The following is a 22,950-nucleotide window of genomic DNA, read 5'->3' as shown; positions in this document are numbered from 1 at the left end:
TAGTAAAACTCTAAACTTCCAACTATCGACTTTTATCTAAGTAAGCATTCCGCCATCAACGTTTAATACCTGTCCTGTAATATAACCCGACAAATCACTTGCTAAAAAGACACAAGCATTTGCAATGTCTTCTGGAGAGCCTCCTCTTTTTAACGGGATTGCTTCTCTCCAAGATTGAACCTTAGCTTCATCTAGTTTTCCGGTCATTTCAGTTTCAATAAAACCAGGAGCAATTACATTACTTCGTATATCGCGTGATCCCAACTCCAAAGCAACTGATTTTGAAAATCCAATGATCCCTGCTTTTGATGCGGCATAGTTAGCCTGACCCGCATTTCCTTTTACTCCAACAACCGAACTCATATTGATAATAGATCCTTTGCGTTGTTTAAGCATAGTGCGTTGCACGGCCTTGGTCATATTAAAAACAGAGTTTAAATTTACTTTTATTACATTGTTAAAATCGGCTTCACTCATTCGCATTAACAAATTGTCTTTTGTAATGCCTGCATTGTTCACGAGAATATCAATACTCCCAAAATCCTCTAAGACATCGGTCGCTAATTTTTGAGCTTGTTCGTAATCTGCCGCATCACTTTTATATGATTTTGCTTTGCAGCCTGTTTTTGACATTTCGGCTGCCAATGCTTCGGCTGCTTCTGAAGAAGAATTATAGGTAAAAGCAACATTTGCCCCGTGTTTTATAAATGCTTCGACGATGCCCTTTCCTATGCCACGACTTCCGCCGGTAATGATCGCTGTTTTTCCTTCAAGTAATTTCATATTTCGATTCCGTTAAATATGCGGTTAATGTTAATAAGTACCTTTATTAAGAATTATCTCAAATATAAAAAAAGCCCCGCTATTTAAGCAGGGCTTTAGATTGTTATTTCTACAATATTATCCCATCACCTCAGCAACTTTTTTGCCAATTTCTGCAGGGGATTCTACTACGTGAATTCCGCATTCGCGCATAATTTTCTTTTTAGCCTGTGCGGTATCATCACTTCCACCCACGATGGCACCTGCGTGACCCATTGTTCTTCCAGCTGGAGCAGTTTCTCCTGCAATAAAACCAATTACAGGTTTTTTACTTCCACTCGCTTTATACCAGAGCGCAGCATCTGCTTCGAGTTGACCACCAATCTCGCCAATCATTACCACCGCTTCCGTTTCTGGATCGTTGATTAACATTTCTACCGCTTCTTTTGTTGTGGTTCCAATAATTGGATCTCCACCAATACCAATAGCGGTTGTAATACCTAATCCTTGCTTTACCACTTGGTCTGCTGCCTCATAAGTTAACGTTCCAGATTTTGAAACGATTCCAACAGTTCCTTTTTTAAATACGAAACCTGGCATAATTCCTACTTTAGCCTCCCCTGGAGTGATTACCCCTGGACAGTTAGGGCCAATTAATCTGCAATCTCTACTTTTAATGTAATTAGCAGCCTTTATCATATCCCCAACAGGAATTCCTTCAGTAATTGTTATTATCACTTTAATTCCTGCATCTGCAGCTTCCATAATCGCATCTGCGGCAAAAGCTGGCGGTACAAAAATAATAGTCGTGTCTGCTCCCACTTCTTTAACTGCCTGAGCAACCGTATTAAAAACAGGCTTATCAAGGTGTGTTTGCCCTCCTTTTCCTGGAGTTACACCACCAACAATATTAGTACCATAGTCAATCATTTGACCTGCGTGAAATGTGCCTTCACTTCCTGTAAATCCTTGAACAATTATTTTTGAATCCTTATTAACTAAAACACTCATATTGTCTTTATTGTATTAAAAAATGATTTTTTCGTTTTTGTGACTTAGCCTAAATTATAGTTGATTTTTATATAAAAATTAAACCCAAATTTAAGTTTTGCAAAGGTAGTATTTTTGTAATGCTCATAAAAGAACTTTATACTTTTACTTTGTCGTACGAACCACTAGTATCATCGATACTCATAACGGGTTGACTAATTTGATGACCACGAAAAAGTTTTCCATCTTTTACTTCCCAAATGGCTATAAAATGTGCGATACCCAATTCTTCATCTGGATTCTCTATGGTACGCACGTAGTACTTATAGCGAATGGTAACGTGATTGCCATCTTCTAATACGTGACTTGTTTCCATTCTTAAATCTACATACGTTCTTTTAATTTCTTTAAACATATCCACGAGATCAGCAATACGCATGATTGTTAACCCTTCAGTACTATTCCAGATTAATACAATTTCTGGATGGATGTAGTCTTCTAATGTATCGTGATCATTAAGAAAATCTCTATTGTAAAATCCTTTAACGATTTCTTTTGCGCTTTTACTCATTATAAATTGTCTAGTTTTTCAATTATATCTGGAATCAGCCGTATGGATGCCAGCTCTTTGTATTTTACTCTGAATTCGTCTGCTGGAGATCCAAAGTATGATTTGTGTCCGGGTAATGATTTGCTCACCCCACTTTGCCCAGAAACAATAGCTTTCTCCCCAATGGTAACACCACTGGTAATACCCACTTGTCCCCAAAGAGTAACAAAATCTTCAATGAGAACACATCCTGCGATTGCCACTTGTGCAGCTATTAAACAACGTTTTCCTATAACGGTATCGTGTCCCACGTGTACTTGATTGTCTATTTTAGTCCCCTCCCCAATCGTGGTAGAGGCAGTTACTCCTTTATCAATAGTACATAGCGCTCCAATCTCTACATTATCTTCTATTACTACATTACCACCACTTAATAATTTGTCAAATTTCTCAGGTCTGTTTTTAAAATAAAAGGCATCTGCACCCAGAACGGTTCCTGCATGGATGGTTACCCCATTACCTATAACCGTATTGTCATAAATAACAACATTGCTATGGATTAAACAGTCATCACCAATTTTTACATTGTTCCCAACAAAAACATTGGGTTGGACAACAGTATTCTTTCCAATGATTGCGGAGTCTGCAATAACGGCTCGTGCTTGGACAAACGGATTAAAATGATTTGTAAGTTTGTTGAAATCGTTAAAAGGTTCTTCTGAAATTAACAAAGCTTTACCTTCTGGACACGCTATTTTTTTATTAATAAGTACAATAGTAGCGGCAGATTCTAGTGCCTTTTGATAGTACTTAGGGTGGTCTACAAAAACAATGTCTCCCGGCTGCACCACGTGTATTTCATTCATCCCTAAAACAGGAAAGTTTGCATTACCAACAAAGTCGCAATTAAGTATGGTTGCAATGTCTTGAAGTGTTTTAGGTTTTGGAAATTTCATTGTTAAATTATTCGGTTACCAAATATAAAAAATCCCATCACAATAATCATTGTGATGGGATTTATTTAATATTTAAACGTTAATCTACTATTCAGAATGACTTATTGACTGCAATTACCGTCTATGATATCTTGTTGGGTTGGGTTGTAGGCGTTGTTTGAAACAATATACTCACCATTTAAACCTCCTCCTACGATAAGTGTTGTTATGGCACAAAAATCTAATAATAAATTATTATTTCTAACAAGAAAAGATAAATCAATAGTAGACAAATTTTCTAAACCATTTAAATTTTGTAAAGAACTATTGCCTCTTATGTATAGAGAACCAAGACTGTCTAAATTTGCTAAATCAGAAATACTATTTAGTGATTCATTTTCTTCAATGATCAAACTACCTAAGCTTGAAAGGTTGCTGAGTGCATTCAAATTTTCTATGCCAGGTGATTCTTCCATGTAAAAACCCCCCAACGAAGTTACGTTTGAAAACACATCGATGTTATTCAATAAAGGATTGTTTCTTATTCCAAAATTAGTATCTTCTCGAAAAGCAAAGTTTGATAAACCATCAATATTTGACAACGAGTTGTTACTTTCAATACTAATATCAACAACCTCTATTTCATTAATATTTGACAAACCATCTAAATTAGTTAATAATGGATTTAATTTAATTCTTATACCACCATAAGACCATCTAGTAATTCCTAACAACCCATCAATGTTTTCTAAAGAAGCGTTATTAAAAATCATGAGACTACCCGCATAATTAGCATCCATAGAAACCAGTCCGGAGAGCCCATCTAAATTTTGAAGTAATGAGTGATTTGTTATTCTTATTTTATAAATAGGAGAGGTTACATTTGATAAACCATCTATATTTAACATATTCACATTGTCAGACATTGAGACAATTTCAGTCTTTACAAGGTTTTGTAAAGAGTTTAAATTATTTAATAAGGTATTATTAATTGTTAAAAATCTAACTTCTTTTATACTTGACAATGTAGATATATCTGTTATTCTTTCATCGTCATTAAAAAGTGTTCCTATTTGTAATCCACCACTTACTTTGCAATAACCTATTGCTCCAAAGGCTTCAACTTCTGTTTGAGTTTCCAATCTTATACTCCCTTCAAAAACATTACTAAAACAACTATTTGTCGTGCTAAAAGACATCGAGCTACTGTAAATAGTGCTTTCCCCAATAGTAATAAAGGAACGTACATTATATTGGGTTCCGCTTTCTAGACCCGTAATGGTTACATTAAAACCACCGTTTCCTGAACCACCACTTACTATACTGTCCTCAATCGTAGGATTTGTATTTGTACTCCAAACCACTCCTTTTTCAGTAATAAGGTCGTTCTCGTTTGCTAGCAATGCCACTGAAACTTCTGCCCCAAAATCTGTGATATTTATAATATCAACTATACTTGTGCTTGGATCTATTGTAGTTTCTTGAGGTGGTTGAGTTTCATCATCTCCTCCACAAGCTGCTAAAAATAGTGCGAGTACTATTCCTAAAATTTTTTTCATTTTTAATAATTTAATTTTATTGACTGCAATTACCGTCTATGATATCTTGTTGGGATGGGTTTAATATATATATTTAAGTTTTACTCCTTTATCCGTTCTTTATAAGTTCCCTTTTCAGTTTCAATTTTAATCTTATCTCCTTCATTTATAAACAATGGCACATTTACTTCGGCTCCAGTTTCCATGATGGCCGGTTTTGTTGCATTTGTCGCAGTATTTCCTTTAATACCTGGCTCTGTTGACTTTACTTCTAAAATGACGCTAGCAGGTAATTCTACCGATAAAGGTGAATTGTCTTCAGAATTTATTGTCACCGTTACTACTTCTCCTTCTTTCATTAGCTCTGGAGTGTCAAGAGAAGCTTCAACAAGCCTAATTTGTGTATAGTCTGCTTCATTCATAAAGTGATAGAAATCTCCATCGTTGTATAAATATTGAAATTTGTGCGTCTCCACACGTACGTCTTCGATTTTATGTCCTGCAGAAAAAGTATTGTCCACTACTTTACCGTTGGTCACGCTTTTTAATTTTGTTCTTACAAACGCAGGGCCTTTTCCAGGTTTCACGTGTAAAAATTCGATGATTTTATAAATATCGTTGTTGTACTTAATGCACAATCCTTTTCTAATATCTGAGCTTGTTGCCATAGTAATGCCCGCAAAGGCGGGTATCTTTTTAGTTTAAAATTCAGAATTATTTCTGAAGTCTAATATTCTTACTTTTATTTTGCTTTTACAAATCCCTAATTTTTTCAGCTATTGCTAAAATATCCCTTCATAATACCACGTTTGGCATTTTTAATAAACTGCAAAATTTCATCTCGCTCTGGAGTTGCTTCCATTTCAGCTTCAATAATTTCGCAGGCTTGGGTATTGTTATAATTTTTTTGATACAGCAGTCTGTATATATTTTGTATTTCTCTAATTTTCTCTGGCGTATACCCTCTTCGTCTTAAACCAATAGAATTAATACCTACATAAGATAAAGGTTCACGCGCAGCTTTTACAAAAGGTGGTACATCTTTTCTTACCAAAGATCCTCCGGTTACAAAAGCGTGATTCCCTACCATACAAAATTGGTGTACTGCTGTCATACCTGCTAGTATTACAAAATCTCCTACGGTGCAGTGACCTGCAAGAGTACTATTGTTTGAGAAAATACAATTATCACCCACGATGCAATCGTGAGCGATGTGGCAATAGGCCATAATAAGGCAATTATTACCAATTACAGTCTTACCTCTATCTACGGTTCCACGATTAATAGTAACGTATTCTCGTATGGTTACATTATTACCAATCTCTACGATGGTATCTTCATCATTAAATTTCAAATCCTGAGGAATGGCACTAATTACGGCACCCGGAAAGATGTTGCAATTCTTTCCAATTCTTGCGCCTTCCATAATAGTAACATTTGAACCAATCCAAGTACCCTCTCCAATAATTACATTGTTGTGAATAGTCGTAAATGGCTCAATAACTACATTTTTTGCAATCTTGGCTCCTGGATGAACGTAAGCTAATGGTTGGTTCATTTCTTTTTTCTTATTTAGTATGGATAAAATCTGCTTGCAATTACAATTCTTTCTTTTGAACGAAGTTTTTGTAAATACTCAGTTCATTTATATATTTTTAGTTTTGACAATCTGTGCCATTAGTTCTGCTTGTGCGACTACTTTCTCATTTACATATGCCACCCCGTTCATAAGAACTATGCCACGGCGAATTGGAGTCATTAATTTTAAATCAAAAATTAATGTGTCACCAGGGTTTACTTGTTGTTTGAACTTAACATTATTAATTTTCATAAAATAAGTCAAGTAGTTTTCAGGATCTGGAACGGTACTAAGTGCAAGAATCCCACCCGTTTGCGCCATTGCTTCTACAATAAGAACTCCAGGCATTACAGGAGCTCCAGGGAAGTGCCCTATAAAAAATGGTTCGTTCATAGTTACATTTTTTAAGCCAACCACGTGATTTTCTGAAAGCTCTAAAATTTTGTCTACAAATAAAAATGGGGGTCTATGCGGAAGCATATCCATAATTTGATTCACATCCTTTACCGGTGTTTTTTTCAAATCGAATGTTGGTATCTTATTTCGACTTTCCATTTTTATTATTTTGGAAAGTTTCTTAGCAAATTGAGTGTTTACATAGTGTCCCGGTTTATTAGCGATTACCTTTCCGCGAATGCGAGTTCCTATTAATGCTAAATCGCCAATAACATCTAATAATTTGTGGCGCGCAGCTTCGTTGGGATAATGCAAAGTTAAGTTATCCAAAATACCGTTTGGTTTTACTGAAATATTATCTTTCCCAAAAGCATGTCGTAGTTTTTCCATTGTCTTTGGAGACAATGCTTTATCTACATAAACAATGGCATTGTTTAAATCACCCCCTTTAATTAGACCGTGGTCTAGTAAGGTCTCTATTTCATGTAAAAAACTAAAGGTACGACTTTCGCTTATTTCAGATTTAAAATCTGAAATATGTTTAATGGATGCATTTTGGGTACCTAATACTTTGGTTCCAAAATCTACCATTGTTGTTACTTGGTATTCATCTGCTGGGATAATTGTAATTTCGCTACCCGTTTCCTCATCTAGATAGTTGATAACCTCAGTAACCAAGTATTCTTCTCGATTTGCATTTTGCTGTACAATTCCTGCTTTTTCAATTGCCTCAACAAAAAACTTAGAAGAACCATCCATAATTGGTGGTTCAGACGCATTGAGTTCTAGAATACAATTATCAACTTCAAGTCCAACTAATGCAGCTAAGACGTGCTCTGATGTTTGAATCTTTACACCATTTTTTTCAAGATTAGTACCTCGTTGTGTATTGGTGACATAGTTTGCATCCGCTTCAATAATGGGGCTTCCTTCTATATCATTTCTAACAAAGATATATCCTGTATTTTCAGGTGCCGGCTTAAAAGTTAGTGTTACTTCTTTACCTGTATGTAAACCTACACCAGTAAGAGAAATTTCCTTACTTAACGTACATTGCTTCATAAGATTATTACTCATTATCTATTTTTTTTTCGATTGAATTTAAGCGATCCATTATTTTTGGTAGATTGCGAAAATGAACATAACTTTTATTCCAATCACCATAGCCAAAAGCTGGTGATCCTTGAACCGTTTCATTGTCTTTAATGTTTTTTCCAATTCCACTTTGTGCTTGAATACGCACATTATTTCCAATAATTATATGTCCTGCAAAACCAACTTGTCCACCTATTAAACAATTCTCTCCAATTTTTGTAGAACCGGCAATCCCTGTTTGCGCAGCAATTGCTGTGTTTCTGCCAATTTCAACATTATGAGCAATTTGAATTTGATTGTCTAATTTTACTCCTTGTCTGATAATAGTAGAACCTAATGTGGCTCTATCTATTGTTGTGCCCGCTCCAACGTCTACGTGGTCTTCTAAAATCACATTGCCTGTTTGAGGTATTTTTGCAAATTCTCCATTGTCATTTGGAGAAAAACCAAAACCATCTGCTCCTAAAATCACACCACTGTTTATAACACAGCTATTACCAATTTCACTTTCAGAATAAATTTTAGCTCCAGCGAATATGACGCAATTATTGCCAATTGTTACATTATCCCCTATGTATGAATGCGGATAAATTTTTACATTATTACCTATTGTAACATTGTCTCCAATATAAGCAAAGGCTCCTAAATATAGATTTTCTCCAGTTATTGCTGTTTCTGAAATAAAGGATGGCTGCTCAATACCTGTTTTGTTCATTTTTACTTGATTGTAATATTCAAGTAATTTTGAAAATGATTTATAAGCGTCATCCACTCTAATAAGAGTAGTCGTATAGGCTTGTTCTGGATTAAAATCTTTGTTAACTATGGTTATGGACGCCTTAGTTGTGTAAATGTAAGAGGTGTATCTGGGATTTGCTAAGAACGTTAGGCTTCCAGGAAGGCCTTCTTCTATTTTTGCTAGTTTAGAAACTTCTGTCGCCCCATCGCCGTCTACATCGCCTTCAAGAATCCCCGCTATTTGGGTTGCTGTAAATTTCATTTAATTGGTTATAGTTAGGTATTTAAGATCTTTTTAATGATTTAATGGCTTATTGCTCAAATCTGACCTACCTGCAAAAATAGAAAAAAACCTCAATTAATTGGTTTTCGGATAGCATAGATAATATTTAGTCACTTGTTTGGACAAGGCTTCTAGGTTTAATTGATCACTCGCCTTTGCCACATCTACTACTTTACCAGACTTTGTAAGCAAGTTAATAGTGTCCTTATCCATACGGTACGCTTGATTTGATATGGATCCGGCAAACACAAAGAAAGACGCTTCTTCTCTAGAAATCTGAAATATCGACATTGTTTTTTCTAATTTATTTAACAAAAACTGTTCAGGAATTTCATCATTCTTAATTTTAATTTTTAATAATTTTCTGTTAAGAAGCATTTTTGAAAGCTTGCTTAAGACAAAATCGTCGTGATACTGCCAAGACTTTAATGCCCCTAAAACATCATAATCATCTAATTGTGAAAATATATCAAGTATGTCGTTAGAAAACTGCGCTACCGTAATTTGTTTTTGTAAAAAATAAGAGAGCGCGTGGCTTGCAGACACTTCTTGTCCTTGATACACCAATTGTTTAGCGCGCTGCAAAATCTTTACAAGTAATTGCTCAGCAACGAGACCCGTCTTATGCAAATACACCTGCCAATACATTAACCTGCGAGCTACTATAAATTTTTCTACAGAATAAATTCCTTTTTCTTCCACCACTAACCTATCGTCCTTTACATGAAGCATGGCAATAAGTCTTTCGCTATTTACAGAACCTTCACTAACCCCTGTATAAAAACTATCCCTTCTCAAATAGTCTAGTCTATCCATATCCAGTTGACTAGAAATTAACTGATGTAAAAACTTTCGATCATATTCGTCTTTGAAAATCGTAATTGCGAGTGTTAAGTTTCCGTTAAACTTTTTGTTTAAAGCCTCCATAAAAAGCAACGAAATCTCTTCGTGAGCACCCCCATCGACAATGCTGTGTTCCATGGCATGTGAGAATGGTCCATGTCCAATATCATGTAATAAAATAGCAACTAGCAATGCCTCTTTTTCTTCAGCAGAAATAGTAATTCCTTTAAAACGAAGCACTTCAACAGCTTTGTTCATTAAAAACATAGCTCCAAGTGCATGGTGAAAACGAGTATGGTGGGCACCGGGATATACTAGATAAGACATCCCCATTTGCGAAATTCTTCGCAATCTTTGAAAGTATGGGTCTTCAATTAAATCAAAAATAAGTGTGCTAGGTATGGTAATAAAACCGTAGATAGGATCGTTTATAATTTTAAGTTTATTATACTTTTTACTTTTAGAATTCAAATTGATATGCGAATGATTTAAATTGCTTAATTTTTTCTTAAACGGAACACCATACAAGAAATATAACAGCATTTTTGTTGTACCAAAAATAGGCTTTCATTCGTTATTAATCGAATAATAAATTTAATTACTAGGTATTTGGAAAATAATAAAATAGATAATTATTAATATGGTAGTGTTTTTGTGGAGTCCAATCTGAAATAAAATAAGACAACCACCCAACCTCTTCGCCGTGGCAGAAGGAGTAAAACGCTCTCTTTGAAGTTAGATTTAGAGGGATATAAATCGCAATAAATGTCAATTGCGATGAAATTAAAATAAGACAATAAATAACAATTACTAAAGCCTAATAAGGCAAACTACATAATTATGAGCGAAATAAAAGTACTTTGGGTTGATGACGAAATAGATTTATTAAAACCTCATATCATTTTTCTAGAAAAGAAAAATTACAAAGTGACTACTGCACAAAGCGGAACAGAGGCACTGGAAGAAATTAAAGAACAAAATTTTGATATTGTCTTTTTAGATGAAAACATGCCGGGACTTACGGGTCTTGAAACACTAGCAGAACTTAAAGAAATAAATGCGTCCTTGCCTGTCGTAATGATTACTAAAAGTGAGGAAGAATATATTATGGAAGAAGCAATAGGTTCAAAAATTGCTGACTACCTTATAAAACCAGTAAATCCAAATCAAATTTTATTGAGTTTAAAAAAGAACCTAGATCATTCTAGGCTTATTTCTGAAAAAACCACCTCTAACTATCAGCAAGAGTTCAGAAAGATTGCTATGGACCTGTCTATGATTAATAGCTATGAAGAATGGGCAGAAATGTATCAAAAGTTAGTGTACTGGGAATTAGAATTAGAAGGTATTGAAGACACTGGGATGTTTGAAATTCTTGAATCTCAGAAAACAGAAGCCAATACACAGTTTTGTAAATTCATTGATAAAAATTATCCAAAGTGGTTTGATGGTCAAACAGATGCTCCTATAATGTCACACACATTATTTAGAGAAAAAGTAATGCCTGTACTTTCTGAAAAAAAACCAACACTTTTAATTGTAGTAGATAATTTAAGGTATGACCAATGGAAAGCTTTTGAACCCTTTATAGCAAATAGCTACAAAAAAGATACTGAAGAGATGTACTACGGTATTCTACCATCAGCTACTCAGTATGCAAGAAATGCTATTTTTAGCGGTATGATGCCTAGTGATATGGAGAAGATGCACCCAGATCTTTGGCTGAATGATACGGAAGAAGGAGGAAAGAATATGTTTGAAGATAAATTTTTAGCGGCACAGTTAAAACGTTTGCATCTAGATCTGAACTGGAGCTACAACAAAATAAGCAGCCTAAAACAAGGGAAAAAATTAGCCGATAACTTTAAAAAACACAAAGATGAGGACTTAACCGTTATCGTATACAATTTTGTAGATATCCTTTCACATTCAAAAACTGAAATGGAAGTAATTAAAGAACTTGCGTCTACAGATAAGTCTTACAGATCATTAACTCAGAGCTGGTTTAAAAACAGCCCGTTAATGGATATTATTCAACAAGCGGCACAAATGGGCTTCAAATTAATAATTACTACAGACCACGGTACTATAAACGTCAAAAATCCTAGTAAAGTAATTGGGGATAAGAACACAAGTTTAAACTTACGCTATAAGACCGGTAAGAGTTTGACCTATGAGAAAAAAGATGTGCTGGCTGCTAGAGATCCTGCGAGTATACATTTACCTAAGATCAATATGAGTAGTACTTTCATTTTTGCAAAAGGAGATCTCTTCTTTGCCTATCCTAATAATTACAATCATTATGTAGGCTATTACCGGAATACCTACCAACATGGCGGCGTATCCTTAGAAGAAATGGTCATACCATTCGTCACATTGTCTCCTAGATAGGTTATTTGTAGGAATATTCTTCTTTAATGTATTTAATCTCTTTTTTATGATGGAAAACTATTTTTATTTTTATATGTTCGCATTATATCTATGAAAATGACCTTTAATCTATCAGAAATCGAAAACGTTGCTATGCACGTTTTAAAAGAATTACCATATAAAACGGTGCTTCTTTATGGTGAGATGGGTGCAGGAAAAACAACGCTTATAAAAGAAATTGCAAAACAAATAGGAGTTCAGGAAGTCATAACCAGTCCTACCTTTTCTTTAGTGAATGAATATGAAGCAGGAGAGACGCTCGTGTATCATTTTGATTTTTACAGAATAGAAAACGAACAAGAAGCATTAGATATGGGTATTGAAGATTATTTATACGCCGGAAATTATTCTTTTATAGAATGGCCAGAGCGTATTAAAAATTTATTACCAAAAGAATCATCTATAATAAGCATTAGAAAGAATAATGATCAAAGTCGAACCTTAACCCTACAGCCCGTGAAATAAATTGCAACCCAATACATACTAAAATTTCATAACTTCCAAATAATCACCCAAAAACCGGGCTCATTTTAATCAGCATTATTATTGATTAAGCAAACTCGTAAATGTAACGTGAAGATAGTTCACCGACTTGGGCTTTTATGTGATAACTTTGTAGCATTAAACTTACAATAGTTTAATACAAACCTCACAAAAAAACAGATTATGAAAGTATTCAAAACAGTATGTATCGTAGCAATTTTCTCAATGGGCTTATTCGCCTCTTGTACCCCAGAAAATTTAGAAAATGATCAAACAGAACAACAAGTCGATAGAGACAGAAACAGGCCAGCACAAAACGGATAAAAAATCATTATTTATTGGTGGATTTGTTGTACTTTTAATTGCAGCAAGCCCATTTGTTTTCTATTTATATAAAAGTTTCCCAGAAGTAAAAATCTGGGAAACTTCTTTTTTTTCATTAAATACCGACTTTTTCTCTTGGTTTGACTTTGCCTGGTATATTGTAAATAAGTTTGTTCCGCTATATTTATTATTACTATGGTTTTTTACTTGTAGACATTGGTGGTATTGGATACTTTTAGTACCAATAGCAATGTACGCTTTTCAATTATGGGGAGTTATTAATCAGAGTAAAGGTCTCGATGAAATTGAAATGATTTACATATTTCCATTGATGGCGTTTCTAGTGCCATTCGTTTATTTAATAAGAGCAAAATTATTCAGTAAACTCAGAGGTAGTAAAGAATTTGAAGCTGAGCTTGCTAAAGATAAAACTGTAGGGCAACAGATTATGGATCTTTTTAGATAACCAATAACCCACATTTTTTTCTAAATTTTTTATATAATACAAAGGCTTTAAACCTTTAGTATTATAAAATACCCTGGAAAATGTACCACCAGAGTTAAAGCCGCACTCTTCTGCGATTGCTTTAGTGGAGTATTTTCTAAAGATTTTATTTGTTTTGAGCTCGTTCACAGCATAGCGAATCCGTAAGTCATTTAGATACTGCTAGAAGGTTTTCTCCATTTTTAGGATGATAACCCGCGATAAGTAATTGGGGTTGGTGTGTCGTTCCTTTGCGCGCTTATTTAGGGAAATGCTAGAGTTAAGATATTTTTTGTTGCGTGCAAACCGATCTAATTTTTCTAATAACTCTTCTACGATATCACAGGAAATATCTTGTGTTTCCTCTTTGGTATGCAAATCTAACACCCTACCCTGCGGGCTGCGTTCTCTATTTTGCATCAACTGCTGGAAGCGTTTTTTTTATAGGAGCGCTCTCTTTTTACATAAAACAGGAGTATCAATAGCAAAACGTCAGCACTGCAATAAGCCAGCTGTTTCTTTGCTTGTGCGTTTTTGCATTGTTTTTTGAGTGATTGTATCAAGACATCCTTCTCTGCGAGGAGTTGCGGGGTTTCTATGTTTCTTATGATATCTGACTCCAAGCCATCATGCTTTATGTTTATTAAACTGTCATGGTTTATCAATTTATTTAAGCAACTAATTTTCCCATCAATATTTCGCATTGAAGTATAATGAATTCTTAATTTTTTAAATAACATTTTATCTAATTATTATAAGTTTAAGTTTTCACCAACATCATAAATTGAATCAGACTTTAACAAATAGTGTATTCCTTTTTTTATATTTCCTTTATCATAATACGATAAGCCTTTAATTAAATTAATATCCATCAACACCACTAGAGTTATTTTTTTTTAATTCAAATAATGAATCTGAATAGGCAAGTGATTTGTCATATTCATTAACATAATAAAAATGTTCCATTAATATTCCATAGTATGTTGCGCGAACATTTATTTTATTAATGCCAGAGTAAATTTTAATTAAATTATTTGCAAGCTCAGTATAGTAATATGTAGAATCTCCTTTTTTTAAAATAATGATAGCAAATACTATATGTTAAATAAGATTCTATTTTTTATTTTTCATATCGATACTTAATTAAATACATAGCAGTATTCCTTGTTGTCTTTTGCATTATTTCGTCTTCATAGTAATCGTTCATTATAATTTTGTGCCGCTGTTTTTGTAACCCAAGAGCTTCTATTTTATTTCCCCAAATAATTTTATTCATTATTAAAAACTCTAGTGTATATATTTTATGAGGAATATTTCCAGTCTTTTTAGCAAGTCTGTAGGTTATAAATCCATTCTTTTATCCTAAATTATAATTGTCAATCATATAATTATTATATGATTTTGTCAGATATACTAATCCAGGATAGGTAATATGATCAATATTTTTAGTCAACTCAATAATACTATCCGCAAACTGGATATTCTTTTCAGGATGAAAGATTTGTGCCAATCGATCATAGCCACGAGCCATTTTGATCATATCCTTTTCTTTTCTGCCTCGCTCTAAATAAATCCTTGCTACCTCTTCAGCAGCGATAGAATCTCTTTCTACTTCATGAAAATAAGATAAAAGCTCCTCATCCATCATAGCAAGTAATTGATTTTGAATACAGTCCTTCGCGCGCATACAATAGATACGAAAGGACATATAAAGGATACAAAAATGAAACTCCTCATAACGATAGGTTTGATTGTATATAAATTTAGAAAATATATGCGTAGCAATTACAAAAGTCTGCCTATGGGAAGTAAAAAACGTGATTTTTAATAACAAGTTTATATTAATCAATACATTAAATTAAAAAACAACAAACACAATTCAAGAATTGTGACTGCTAATTCTTGAATGCTGTATATGCCCAGTAAAGAGAACCGATACTCCATCCTGCTAATTGACATATCCAATAAAGAGAAATCGTAGTATTATAAGGGTTTATTTTTCTATTAATATCCATTCTTAGGCAAATGAATGAAATACTTTTAAGTAGGGAAAGGAAAAGTACAGGAACGCAAGATATGAGGTTTAAGTTTTACTTATAAAAATTATTAAATGTTATAGCAATTTCACACATATCACGCTTTCCTCCTGCACTTAGACAAGCTTAGTGACCACGTCGTAGTGTAATAAGTGTTTTACTCTTACTTTACAATCTTATAATTTGGAAGTTGTGAATCAAAAAAGTTGGTTTCTCGCTCTTCTCTTATTGAATAAATAGGAGCTCGTGAACCGCAAGAGCGGTTTCATTAACATTCTAGAAAAAACTTCAAAAACGCAACTTTTGATTGCCAGTACCCACCATTTGTTTTATCGATTATTGTTTAGGTCTGAGGCTCTCGATGTGAAGAGCGTCCATCCAAAAAATGTTAGCCATTCCTTCCCTTTCTTCTAAATCTAATGAGTGAAAGAAGAAATGGTTCCCGTCAGGGGTGATAATAGCAAATGCATCTTCACGCTCACCCTCTACCAACTTGGAATACCGAATAAAGAATTCACACTGCATCAGACACTTTCTTCACAATACCCATTAGGGAGGTTAATTCTACAACCTTTGTCTTAAATACTATAGTGTAATTCTTTTTGCGTTTTGACATAATTCAGAGTTAAATTACGTTGAAAATAGCTCCCAGCTTATTGATCATCATAATATAGTAAGTCTAACTAACGATGAATAGGCGCTTTTTCATTTTCAGTTAGTTAAATTATTTGTTTTTATTTAGAATCATTCCATATAGAGTGTTATCTTTGTGTTTTAATGAAATAAAAACGACAAAAACACGTACCGCAATGGCACTTATAGGGCTTTCGCTGTGGGGGTATTTTCCTTCAGAAATTCCTTAGGTAACCGCTTTAATTTCAGCGCTTATTGGACCGGGTTTACTTCGATGTAATAAAGGTGTACAAAAAACCAAAGTTATAGCACACAATGCGGCAGTGATTAAGCTTGTTGTTCTTATAGCTTTAATAAAACAATTGATAGTAACGCTAAGTGGAGAGAAGATGATTACTAAAGAAAGAGTCGTAATAATGATTATGACCACGGAAATTTACTATTTATTGCCAAATTTAGTTTAGTAACTTCAACTTTAAAAAAGGATAGTACTTATAGATTTTTTGTTTTACAAATAAATTATGGCCAGATAAGTTTATCCAAAATAAAAAATATAATAACAGATATTAAAAGAAAAAAAATGAAAAAAAACATTCTCATAACTTTAGTAACTATTGGTATTTTGACATCGTGTAAAAACGAAACAAAAGAAACTAAAAATAAAGAAGTCTCATTAAAAGAGGTAAATGTTTATACACATAGACATTACCCTGCAGATCAAGAACTCTTTGCTCAGTTTGAAAAGCAAACGGGTATTATGGTAAATGTAGTTAATGCAAGTGCCGATGAGTTAATGCAAAAAATGATGCAAGAAGGAGAACAATCCCCAGCAGATGTTCTTATTACCGTAGATGCTGGAAGATTGGTAAAAGCAACAGATAAAAATTTGTTACAATCTATTTCTTCTGAAACTTTAAATACTATAATTCCTGAACACCTAAGGGCTGAAAACGGTGAATGGTATGGACTTACAAAACGTGCCCGTGTCTTAGCATATTCAAAAGATCGTGTTCAACCAGAAGATTTATCAACTTATGAAAACCTCGCAGATGCTAATTGGAAAGGTAAAATATTAGTACGCTCCTCTGGAAATATTTATAACCAATCGTTAATGGCTTCTATCATTGCAAACAATGGAAAGGAAGCAGCAAAAGCTTGGGCAGAAAAAGTGGTAAGTAATATGACACGCAGCCCTAAAGGAAATGATCGTGACCAAGTAAAAGCTGTCGTTGCAGGTGAAGGAGATATTGCAATTGTAAATACCTATTATATAGGAAAATTACTGAACTCTAAAGATCCGGTTGAAGTAAAAGCAGGAGAAAGAGTAGGAATATTTTTTCCAAACCAGAATGGTCGTGGTACTCACATAAACATAAGTGGCGCAGGTGTTGCGAAATATTCGCCTAACAAGGAAAACGCAATCGCTTTTATTGAGTTTTTAGCTAGTAAAGAAGCACAAGAAGTATTTGCAAAAGCAAATTATGAGTACCCCGTAAATCCTGCTGTTTCTGCATCACCTTTACTTCAATCTTGGGGCAGCTTTAAAGAAGATACACTTTCATTATCCGAGCTAGGAAAAAATAATAAGAGCGCAGTAATGCTTTTTGATATTGTAGGTTGGAAATAATAATTTTAAATGTTTAAAGGCATTATTTCGATTCCTAAACTTTATATCCGTCGAGATACGAATAGATGGTCAATATTTACATTGATTATTGTTTGTTTTGTGGCAATTCCAGTGATTACTATAGCTATAAAATTACTGATGGGACCCGGTGAGAGTTGGGGTCATATTGTAGATAATGTTTTGCTTGACTATAGTTTAAATACCTTGTTTTTAAGTGTAGGATGCATTATTCTCACCGGATTTTTTGGTATTTCTGCAGCTTGGATTGTGAGTCGATATAATATCCCATTAGGTAAAACCTTGGAGTGGATGCTTATTCTGCCGCTCGCTATGCCTTCTTATATCACAGCATATGCCTACGCCGGTCTATTTGATTACGGTGGAACCTTTCAGTATATTCTTGAAAGTATAGGCTTACCAGCTGCGAAATTGAATGTTATGAATATTTATGGACTGATTGTGGTACTTAGTGTTTCCTTATTTCCGTATGTATATGTAAGTGCGCGTGCGGTTTTTTTATATCAATCAAATCGCCTTATAGAGGCTTCAAAAATGCTTGGAGCTGGAGAAACTAAAACCTTCTTCACCATTATTCTCCCTATTGCAAGACCGGCTATCGTTGGGGGATTGATTCTGGTTATTATGGAGGTTCTAAACGATTACGGAGCTGCAAAATATTATGGTGTATCGACATTCACCACAGGGATATTCAGATCTTGGTTTTCATTGGCAGAACCAGCCACAGCAGTATTTTTATCGGCATTATTACTTTTAGTTGTTTTTCTATTGCTTTATTTTGAAAGCAAGCAACGCGGTAATAAAGGATATGCGACGCTTACTAAAAGTGCAGTGCAATTGCCAAAATTGAAGGTTTCCAAAAGACGCGCTTTTTTTCTTTCAAGTATTGCAAGTATTCCGGTCATCCTTGGGTTTATGATTCCTGTAGGGCAATTATGCTATTGGGCAGTATTAACGTATGCCGAAGTTTTGAACGCATCTTTTTTCAAGATTGCCTTACAAAGTCTAGGTATCGCAGTAATTACAGGCGTTATTACGGTTTTCTTTGCGCTATTAATTTTATACATTCCAAAATGGAATAGACTAAAAATATTAAAGAAAAGCTCGCGAATAGCCATTTTAGGATATGCCATACCGGGCGCTGTAATAGCTATAGGGATCATGATCCCTACCTTAGCTTTAGACAAATGGTTGATTAAGATGAGTAGTCATCTGTTCAATATAGAGCTAGGTCTGCTAATTAATGGTACTATCTTTATTTTGATTTACGCCTATGTGATACGTTTTATGGCCGTTGCTTTTAATCCTCTAAAAGGAAGTAGCATAAAAATAAGCGAGGGTCTGGCGGAGTCGTCCCAATTACTAGGCGCTGGAAAGCTTAAAACATTTCTTAAAATAGAATTGCCGTTGCTTAAGACGGGGCTATTTAGTGCTTTTATACTTGTCTTTGTTGACGCAATGAAGGAACTACCGCTTACTCTTATTCTAAAACCTTATGATGTAAATACTCTCGCAGTAAAGGCCTACGAGTTTGCAAGTGATGAACTTATTTTGGAATCTTCTATTCCTTCCCTTTTTATCATTGCTACAGGCGTGATTCCCATTATAGTATTGAACCGTTTGATATTAAAATAATAATGGAACCAAAGCATATAGAGATTTTTAAAGGACAAAAGGCTACCGACTATGACCGCTTCATAACGGAACTATTTCCAAGTTACTCCCTATTCAAGCAAAGCGTTCCTAAGATTTTAAAGCAACAGTTGGCCACTAATATAAAGCCTAAAATATTAGTAGCTGGCTGTGGTACTGGTAATGAAGCAAAACTATTGGTGCAGTATAATCAGTACTGGTATATCGATGCATGTGATCCCTCTGAAGAGATGCTCGCTTTCGCGAAAACAAAATTAACTCCATACAAGAAAGTCAGGCTAATCAAGGGTACTGTGGACGAACTTGAATTGAAAGAAAGCTATGAGGCTGCCACCTTATTTTTAGTACTTCATTTTTTAATCGATGAGGGGTCAAAGCTCGCTTTGATTAAAGACATTGCACAAAGACTAAAGCCTGGCGGCACCTTGCTCCTATTTTATATATCTGGAGGCGAAAAAGAACTTTTGGACACCTTTGCAATCCAGAGCGCTTTATTTCCTGAGTATTGGAGTCCAAAGGACATTGCTGAAAGAAAAATACGAATCACTAAGCGACTACATGCTATACCCAACGGACGTTGTGAGGAATTACTACAAGAAGCAGGGTTTGCAAAAGCTGCAAAGTTTCATCAATTCACGATTTGTAGTGCGTGGATAACAACAAAAATACAAAATAATTCATGTCTACATTATTGACTATAAAACAATTAGAAAAGTCCTTTACTAAAGGAAATCCTGTCGTTACCATTAATGCACTTTCATTGCAACGAGGAAGTATTCTCGCTGTTGTAGGAGAAAGCGGAAGTGGAAAAACCACCTTAATGAGATTGATAGCAGGATTAGAAACACCTACCAGAGGAACCATTGCAATAAATGATACGATCGTCACAAATGATAAAACGTTTGTGAGCCCTGAAGATCGGCAGATAGGAATGGTATTTCAGGACTATGCGCTCTTTCCACATCTCACCCTTTATAAAAATGTCGCATACGGACTTTCAAAATATCAAGATATCAATGCACGAGTATCTGAAGTACTACAACTTGTGGGATTAGAAGGCTATGAAGAACGATATCCGCATCAACTTTCCGGAGGGCAGCAACAGCGGGTGGCACTTGCAAGAGCACTAGCACCAGAACCCGAGTTGCTTATACTAGATGAACCTTTTAGTAATTTGGACGCTTCTTTAAAATTGCAACTACGTAATGAGGTATTTTCCATATTGAAAAGTACAAATGTAACGGCGCTTTTTGTGACTCATGATATCGAAGATGCTATCGCAATTGCAGATGAGATTGTTGTACTTAAAGATGGCCATATCAAACAACAAGGCAAAGCAGAGACTCTTTATAAAGCACCAGAAAACTTATACATTGCTTCTCTTTTCAGCGCAGTACTCGAACTTAATGAAATACGGCTAAAATCTTTTGGAATTACACCCGAGAAAGGGAAAAGTTATGCTGTACGTCAATGTGATTTTCTTGTGAATCAAGAATGTAGTTGTATGGCCCAGGCTACCATTGTTAAGAGTGCTTTTCAGGGTGGGCATTATGTCAATACCTTAAGAGTTCCCAACGGCAATGTTCTTAACTGTATTTCTCAACAAAAATTAGGAGGTATTGTAAATATTGGATTTCAACGGGATACACTGCTTACTTTTGAGAACCCCGAGAATGCTTGATTTTTGTTAATATGCAACTCTTATTATATTTCAGAACACATTCAATAGTTCACTAAGAATGGGAGGTCCCGCCAAACTTAGAATTAATATCTTCTGGCTTTGAATATGCATTTGTAAAACCAGTAGATGGTCTAGATCAATTTTATAATAACAATGGTTTTATTAAGGCAACTATTGGGAATAGAACTTATCAAAAGAATATATAGATAGGAATTCCAGATTCGCAACCAAACTCAATTTCTGGAGAAGACCATGTTCATTATGGTTCTTTTAACAATTATGAAGTAGGGGAAATTAGCGGAGCAAATACCTATAAATGGGCTTTGCCAGCACCCTTTGACCCTAATGATGATATTGTAGATTATATTGACGGAACAAGCGATAACTAGCAAATGGAATTGCAACATAGCCAAAGTAAACATCTAGATGGAACATTTTCTGGAAATGCCGGAGATGAAGGTGAAATTGAAGTTTGGGGAGTAAATGATTGCGGAGAAAGCAGATATAGTCAAGAAATGTATGTCACACAATACACTGGTGGTCCTTGCGTGACTTGTCTTGATCCAATACCAGTAGTCCCCTATCCAAATTCTTCAGACCAAGAATTTAAGTTGGACTTTAGAACTTTAGCTCTTGGCTCTTACTATATTATTATTTATGATGAAAACTCCAATATTAAATACCAAGGGGGTTCAGGAAATTATGAAAAGAAGGTACAAACGCTTGATATACCAAATGGTATTTATTATTTGCACCTATAAGATGATGAAAATATTAAAACCCAACAACTTTTTATAAACCACTAACAAGATTTAAGGAGCATTGTGCAGTGTTAATGAATACGATTGAGAGGTAATCAAATTCTTTCCTCTTTCAGCATAGCGCTCTTTCTTCTTTCCTCTTAAAAAAGGACACAAAAAAGCCCGAAACATTCGTTTCGAGCTTTTTCCAAAGTTTAGTTTAGAAGTGCTTCAAACTTCATTTTTTGGTAATCTATAACACTTAAAGCCTGAGAGTAATCCAGAAGAAACCTAATAGTCTCTTCTTTTGGAACCAAATTTTTATCCACGTGTTCCGGACGTGGTTCAGAGTACATTTTTTGCATATGTCATTATTTTGAGGTTATTGTTTTCAAGATAACGCAAGAAAATATACTTTATTGTATTCGCTTAAATCAATTTGTTAATACAATGTTGTGTTTATCAATTACTTTGCGCAAATTAATGAGCGCATATCTCATTCTTCCTAGGGCTGTATTAATACTCACCCCCGTCTGCTGACTAATTTCTTTAAAGCTCATATCTCTGTAAATACGCATCTTAAGAACTTCTTTTTGATCTTCTGGTAATTCCTCGATCAATCTTTTGACATCGTTTTCAACTTGCCCTTTAATCATTGCTTTTTCTGCATTTAGCGAACCATCACTTAAAACTGAAAAGATATTAAAATCGCTATTGTTTTCGAACTTAGGCATCCGATTGTTCTTTCTAAAATGATCAATCACAAGATTATGTGCAATACGCATTACCCAAGGTAAAAACTTACCTTCCTCATTATATTTCCCTCTTTTCAACGAGTTAATAACTTTAATAAAGGTATCCTGAAAAACATCTTCAGCAACATCTTTATCAAAAACCTTTGAATAGATAAAACTATAAATTCTTTGTTTGTGTCTTGTAATTAGAAGTGAAAGCGCGATTTCGTCACCCTGTAAGTAAGACGTTACTAAAACTGCATCAGTAGATTTTTTGTGTATCATATTATTACCTCTTAAGATGTAAATAACTAGAGTTTGTCTAAATAGTCATTTTAAATAAAATTGTAAAAGAGTAATAATATGCTATAGGCAATTTTTTTAGTAAAGTTCGGATT

At 34.5% G+C, this 22,950-nt stretch carries 22 protein-coding genes; 8 read left to right on the top strand and 14 right to left on the bottom strand.

Annotated features, from left to right (window positions below; translation table 11 throughout):
* Positions 1-36: 36 nt before the first annotated feature.
* The 10 genes from fabG to ABXT67_RS13305 all read right to left on the bottom strand — a co-directional run bounded on the left by fabG (position 37) and on the right by ABXT67_RS13305 (position 10,180).
* On the bottom strand, positions 37-783 hold the full coding sequence (fabG, locus tag ABXT67_RS13350) for a 3-oxoacyl-[acyl-carrier-protein] reductase (RefSeq protein ID WP_415374540.1): 747 nt from the start codon (positions 781-783) through the stop codon (positions 37-39).
* 117 nt (positions 784-900) lie between these two features.
* The gene (gene sucD / locus ABXT67_RS13345) at positions 901-1,773 is read right to left on the bottom strand and encodes a succinate--CoA ligase subunit alpha (RefSeq protein WP_415374539.1); all 873 of its coding nucleotides are present in this window, start codon (positions 1,771-1,773) and stop codon (positions 901-903) included.
* Positions 1,774-1,909: 136 nt separating this feature from the next.
* Positions 1,910-2,323, bottom strand: a complete 414-nt coding sequence (locus ABXT67_RS13340) for a nuclear transport factor 2 family protein (protein ID WP_415374538.1) — start codon at positions 2,321-2,323, stop codon at positions 1,910-1,912.
* Positions 2,323-3,258, bottom strand: coding sequence for a UDP-3-O-(3-hydroxymyristoyl)glucosamine N-acyltransferase (locus ABXT67_RS13335; RefSeq protein ID WP_415374537.1), 936 nt, complete (start codon positions 3,256-3,258; stop codon positions 2,323-2,325). Before ABXT67_RS13335 ends, ABXT67_RS13340 begins: the two co-directional genes overlap by 1 nt.
* A gap of 101 nt (positions 3,259-3,359) precedes the next feature.
* Positions 3,360-4,796, bottom strand: coding sequence for a hypothetical protein (locus ABXT67_RS13330; protein WP_415374536.1), 1,437 nt, complete (start codon positions 4,794-4,796; stop codon positions 3,360-3,362).
* A gap of 80 nt (positions 4,797-4,876) precedes the next feature.
* A complete protein-coding gene (efp, locus tag ABXT67_RS13325; protein ID WP_415374535.1) occupies positions 4,877-5,443 on the bottom strand; it encodes an elongation factor P in 567 nt (188 codons plus the stop codon).
* 104 nt (positions 5,444-5,547) lie between these two features.
* Positions 5,548-6,333 (bottom strand): acyl-ACP--UDP-N-acetylglucosamine O-acyltransferase, encoded by a 786-nt coding sequence (gene lpxA / locus ABXT67_RS13320; RefSeq protein WP_415374534.1) that lies wholly within the window; start codon positions 6,331-6,333, stop codon positions 5,548-5,550.
* Between the two features lie 87 nt (positions 6,334-6,420).
* Entirely contained in the window at positions 6,421-7,827 is a 1,407-nt protein-coding gene (locus tag ABXT67_RS13315; RefSeq protein WP_415374533.1) for a bifunctional UDP-3-O-[3-hydroxymyristoyl] N-acetylglucosamine deacetylase/3-hydroxyacyl-ACP dehydratase, read from the bottom strand.
* Positions 7,820-8,845 carry a UDP-3-O-(3-hydroxymyristoyl)glucosamine N-acyltransferase gene (gene lpxD, locus ABXT67_RS13310; protein WP_415374532.1) on the bottom strand — a complete coding sequence of 342 codons (1,026 nt, stop codon included), beginning with the start codon at positions 8,843-8,845 and terminating at the stop codon, positions 7,820-7,822. Before lpxD ends, ABXT67_RS13315 begins: the two co-directional genes overlap by 8 nt.
* Before the next feature lie 96 nt (positions 8,846-8,941).
* On the bottom strand, positions 8,942-10,180 hold the full coding sequence (locus ABXT67_RS13305) for an HD domain-containing protein (protein WP_415374531.1): 1,239 nt from the start codon (positions 10,178-10,180) through the stop codon (positions 8,942-8,944).
* Positions 10,181-10,549: 369 nt separating this feature from the next.
* Here ABXT67_RS13305 and ABXT67_RS13300 point away from each other — a divergent pair, with 369 nt between their 5' ends.
* The 3 genes from ABXT67_RS13300 (at position 10,550) to ABXT67_RS13290 (ending at position 13,412) form a co-directional block, all read left to right on the top strand.
* Positions 10,550-12,100, top strand: a complete 1,551-nt coding sequence (locus tag ABXT67_RS13300; protein WP_415374530.1) for a PglZ domain-containing protein — start codon at positions 10,550-10,552, stop codon at positions 12,098-12,100.
* Positions 12,101-12,190: 90 nt separating this feature from the next.
* Entirely contained in the window at positions 12,191-12,604 is a 414-nt protein-coding gene (gene tsaE, locus ABXT67_RS13295) for a tRNA (adenosine(37)-N6)-threonylcarbamoyltransferase complex ATPase subunit type 1 TsaE (RefSeq protein WP_415374529.1), read from the top strand.
* Positions 12,605-12,887: 283 nt separating this feature from the next.
* Positions 12,888-13,412 (top strand): hypothetical protein, encoded by a 525-nt coding sequence (locus ABXT67_RS13290; protein WP_415374528.1) that lies wholly within the window; start codon positions 12,888-12,890, stop codon positions 13,410-13,412.
* A gap of 201 nt (positions 13,413-13,613) precedes the next feature.
* Here the strand turns inward: ABXT67_RS13290 and ABXT67_RS13285 are convergent, their stop codons facing one another.
* On the bottom strand, positions 13,614-13,850 hold the full coding sequence (locus tag ABXT67_RS13285; RefSeq protein ID WP_415374527.1) for a hypothetical protein: 237 nt from the start codon (positions 13,848-13,850) through the stop codon (positions 13,614-13,616).
* A gap of 937 nt (positions 13,851-14,787) precedes the next feature.
* Complete coding sequence (locus ABXT67_RS13280) at positions 14,788-15,117, bottom strand: hypothetical protein (RefSeq protein ID WP_415374526.1); 330 nt, start codon at positions 15,115-15,117, stop codon at positions 14,788-14,790.
* Positions 15,118-16,679: 1,562 nt separating this feature from the next.
* Here ABXT67_RS13280 and ABXT67_RS13275 point away from each other — a divergent pair.
* The 5 genes from ABXT67_RS13275 to ABXT67_RS13255 all read left to right on the top strand — a co-directional run bounded on the left by ABXT67_RS13275 (position 16,680) and on the right by ABXT67_RS13255 (position 21,839).
* On the top strand, positions 16,680-17,726 hold the full coding sequence (locus ABXT67_RS13275) for a Fe(3+) ABC transporter substrate-binding protein (protein ID WP_415374525.1): 1,047 nt from the start codon (positions 16,680-16,682) through the stop codon (positions 17,724-17,726).
* A gap of 9 nt (positions 17,727-17,735) precedes the next feature.
* Positions 17,736-19,379 (top strand): ABC transporter permease, encoded by a 1,644-nt coding sequence (locus tag ABXT67_RS13270; protein ID WP_415374524.1) that lies wholly within the window; start codon positions 17,736-17,738, stop codon positions 19,377-19,379.
* Between the two features lie 2 nt (positions 19,380-19,381).
* A complete protein-coding gene (locus tag ABXT67_RS13265; RefSeq protein ID WP_415374523.1) occupies positions 19,382-20,092 on the top strand; it encodes a class I SAM-dependent methyltransferase in 711 nt (236 codons plus the stop codon).
* On the top strand, positions 20,077-21,078 hold the full coding sequence (locus ABXT67_RS13260) for an ABC transporter ATP-binding protein (protein WP_415374522.1): 1,002 nt from the start codon (positions 20,077-20,079) through the stop codon (positions 21,076-21,078). Before ABXT67_RS13265 ends, ABXT67_RS13260 begins: the two co-directional genes overlap by 16 nt.
* 392 nt (positions 21,079-21,470) lie before the next feature.
* Positions 21,471-21,839, top strand: coding sequence for a hypothetical protein (locus ABXT67_RS13255; protein ID WP_415374521.1), 369 nt, complete (start codon positions 21,471-21,473; stop codon positions 21,837-21,839).
* A 194-nt stretch (positions 21,840-22,033) separates the two neighbouring features.
* Here ABXT67_RS13255 and ABXT67_RS13250 read toward each other — a convergent pair whose 3' ends face one another.
* On the bottom strand, positions 22,034-22,183 hold the full coding sequence (locus ABXT67_RS13250; protein WP_415374520.1) for a hypothetical protein: 150 nt from the start codon (positions 22,181-22,183) through the stop codon (positions 22,034-22,036).
* 69 nt (positions 22,184-22,252) lie between these two features.
* Complete coding sequence (locus tag ABXT67_RS13245) at positions 22,253-22,837, bottom strand: RNA polymerase sigma factor (RefSeq protein ID WP_415374519.1); 585 nt, start codon at positions 22,835-22,837, stop codon at positions 22,253-22,255.
* Between the last annotated feature and the right edge of the window lie 113 nt (positions 22,838-22,950).

The sequence above is a fragment of the Patiriisocius sp. Uisw_017 genome, assembly GCF_047731265.1.
Taxonomy (GTDB): Bacteria; Bacteroidota; Bacteroidia; order Flavobacteriales; family Flavobacteriaceae; genus Patiriisocius.
Note: the sequence above shows the minus strand (reverse complement) of the source record. Positions and strands in the feature narration are given on the sequence as shown.

What these genes read in the sequence shown, in the direction of transcription:
- fabG (WP_415374540.1), bottom strand. Translation starts at nt 783, where the DNA reads ATGAAATTACTTGAAGGAAAAACAGCGATCATTACCGGCGGAAGTCGT.
- sucD (WP_415374539.1), bottom strand. Translation starts at nt 1,773, where the DNA reads ATGAGTGTTTTAGTTAATAAGGATTCAAAAATAATTGTTCAAGGATTT.
- ABXT67_RS13340 (WP_415374538.1), bottom strand. Translation starts at nt 2,323, where the DNA reads ATGAGTAAAAGCGCAAAAGAAATCGTTAAAGGATTTTACAATAGAGAT.
- ABXT67_RS13335 (WP_415374537.1), bottom strand. Translation starts at nt 3,258, where the DNA reads ATGAAATTTCCAAAACCTAAAACACTTCAAGACATTGCAACCATACTT.
- ABXT67_RS13330 (WP_415374536.1), bottom strand. Translation starts at nt 4,796, where the DNA reads ATGAAAAAAATTTTAGGAATAGTACTCGCACTATTTTTAGCAGCTTGT.
- efp (WP_415374535.1), bottom strand. Translation starts at nt 5,443, where the DNA reads ATGGCAACAAGCTCAGATATTAGAAAAGGATTGTGCATTAAGTACAAC.
- lpxA (WP_415374534.1), bottom strand. Translation starts at nt 6,333, where the DNA reads ATGAACCAACCATTAGCTTACGTTCATCCAGGAGCCAAGATTGCAAAA.
- ABXT67_RS13315 (WP_415374533.1), bottom strand. Translation starts at nt 7,827, where the DNA reads ATGAGTAATAATCTTATGAAGCAATGTACGTTAAGTAAGGAAATTTCT.
- lpxD (WP_415374532.1), bottom strand. Translation starts at nt 8,845, where the DNA reads ATGAAATTTACAGCAACCCAAATAGCGGGGATTCTTGAAGGCGATGTA.
- ABXT67_RS13300 (WP_415374530.1), top strand. Translation starts at nt 10,550, where the DNA reads ATGAGCGAAATAAAAGTACTTTGGGTTGATGACGAAATAGATTTATTA.
- tsaE (WP_415374529.1), top strand. Translation starts at nt 12,191, where the DNA reads ATGAAAATGACCTTTAATCTATCAGAAATCGAAAACGTTGCTATGCAC.
- ABXT67_RS13290 (WP_415374528.1), top strand. Translation starts at nt 12,888, where the DNA reads ATGATCAAACAGAACAACAAGTCGATAGAGACAGAAACAGGCCAGCAC.
- ABXT67_RS13285 (WP_415374527.1), bottom strand. Translation starts at nt 13,850, where the DNA reads ATGCAAAATAGAGAACGCAGCCCGCAGGGTAGGGTGTTAGATTTGCAT.
- ABXT67_RS13280 (WP_415374526.1), bottom strand. Translation starts at nt 15,117, where the DNA reads ATGCGCGCGAAGGACTGTATTCAAAATCAATTACTTGCTATGATGGAT.
- ABXT67_RS13275 (WP_415374525.1), top strand. Translation starts at nt 16,680, where the DNA reads ATGAAAAAAAACATTCTCATAACTTTAGTAACTATTGGTATTTTGACA.
- ABXT67_RS13270 (WP_415374524.1), top strand. Translation starts at nt 17,736, where the DNA reads ATGTTTAAAGGCATTATTTCGATTCCTAAACTTTATATCCGTCGAGAT.
- ABXT67_RS13265 (WP_415374523.1), top strand. Translation starts at nt 19,382, where the DNA reads ATGGAACCAAAGCATATAGAGATTTTTAAAGGACAAAAGGCTACCGAC.
- ABXT67_RS13260 (WP_415374522.1), top strand. Translation starts at nt 20,077, where the DNA reads ATGTCTACATTATTGACTATAAAACAATTAGAAAAGTCCTTTACTAAA.
- ABXT67_RS13255 (WP_415374521.1), top strand. Translation starts at nt 21,471, where the DNA reads ATGGAATTGCAACATAGCCAAAGTAAACATCTAGATGGAACATTTTCT.
- ABXT67_RS13250 (WP_415374520.1), bottom strand. Translation starts at nt 22,183, where the DNA reads ATGCAAAAAATGTACTCTGAACCACGTCCGGAACACGTGGATAAAAAT.
- ABXT67_RS13245 (WP_415374519.1), bottom strand. Translation starts at nt 22,837, where the DNA reads ATGATACACAAAAAATCTACTGATGCAGTTTTAGTAACGTCTTACTTA.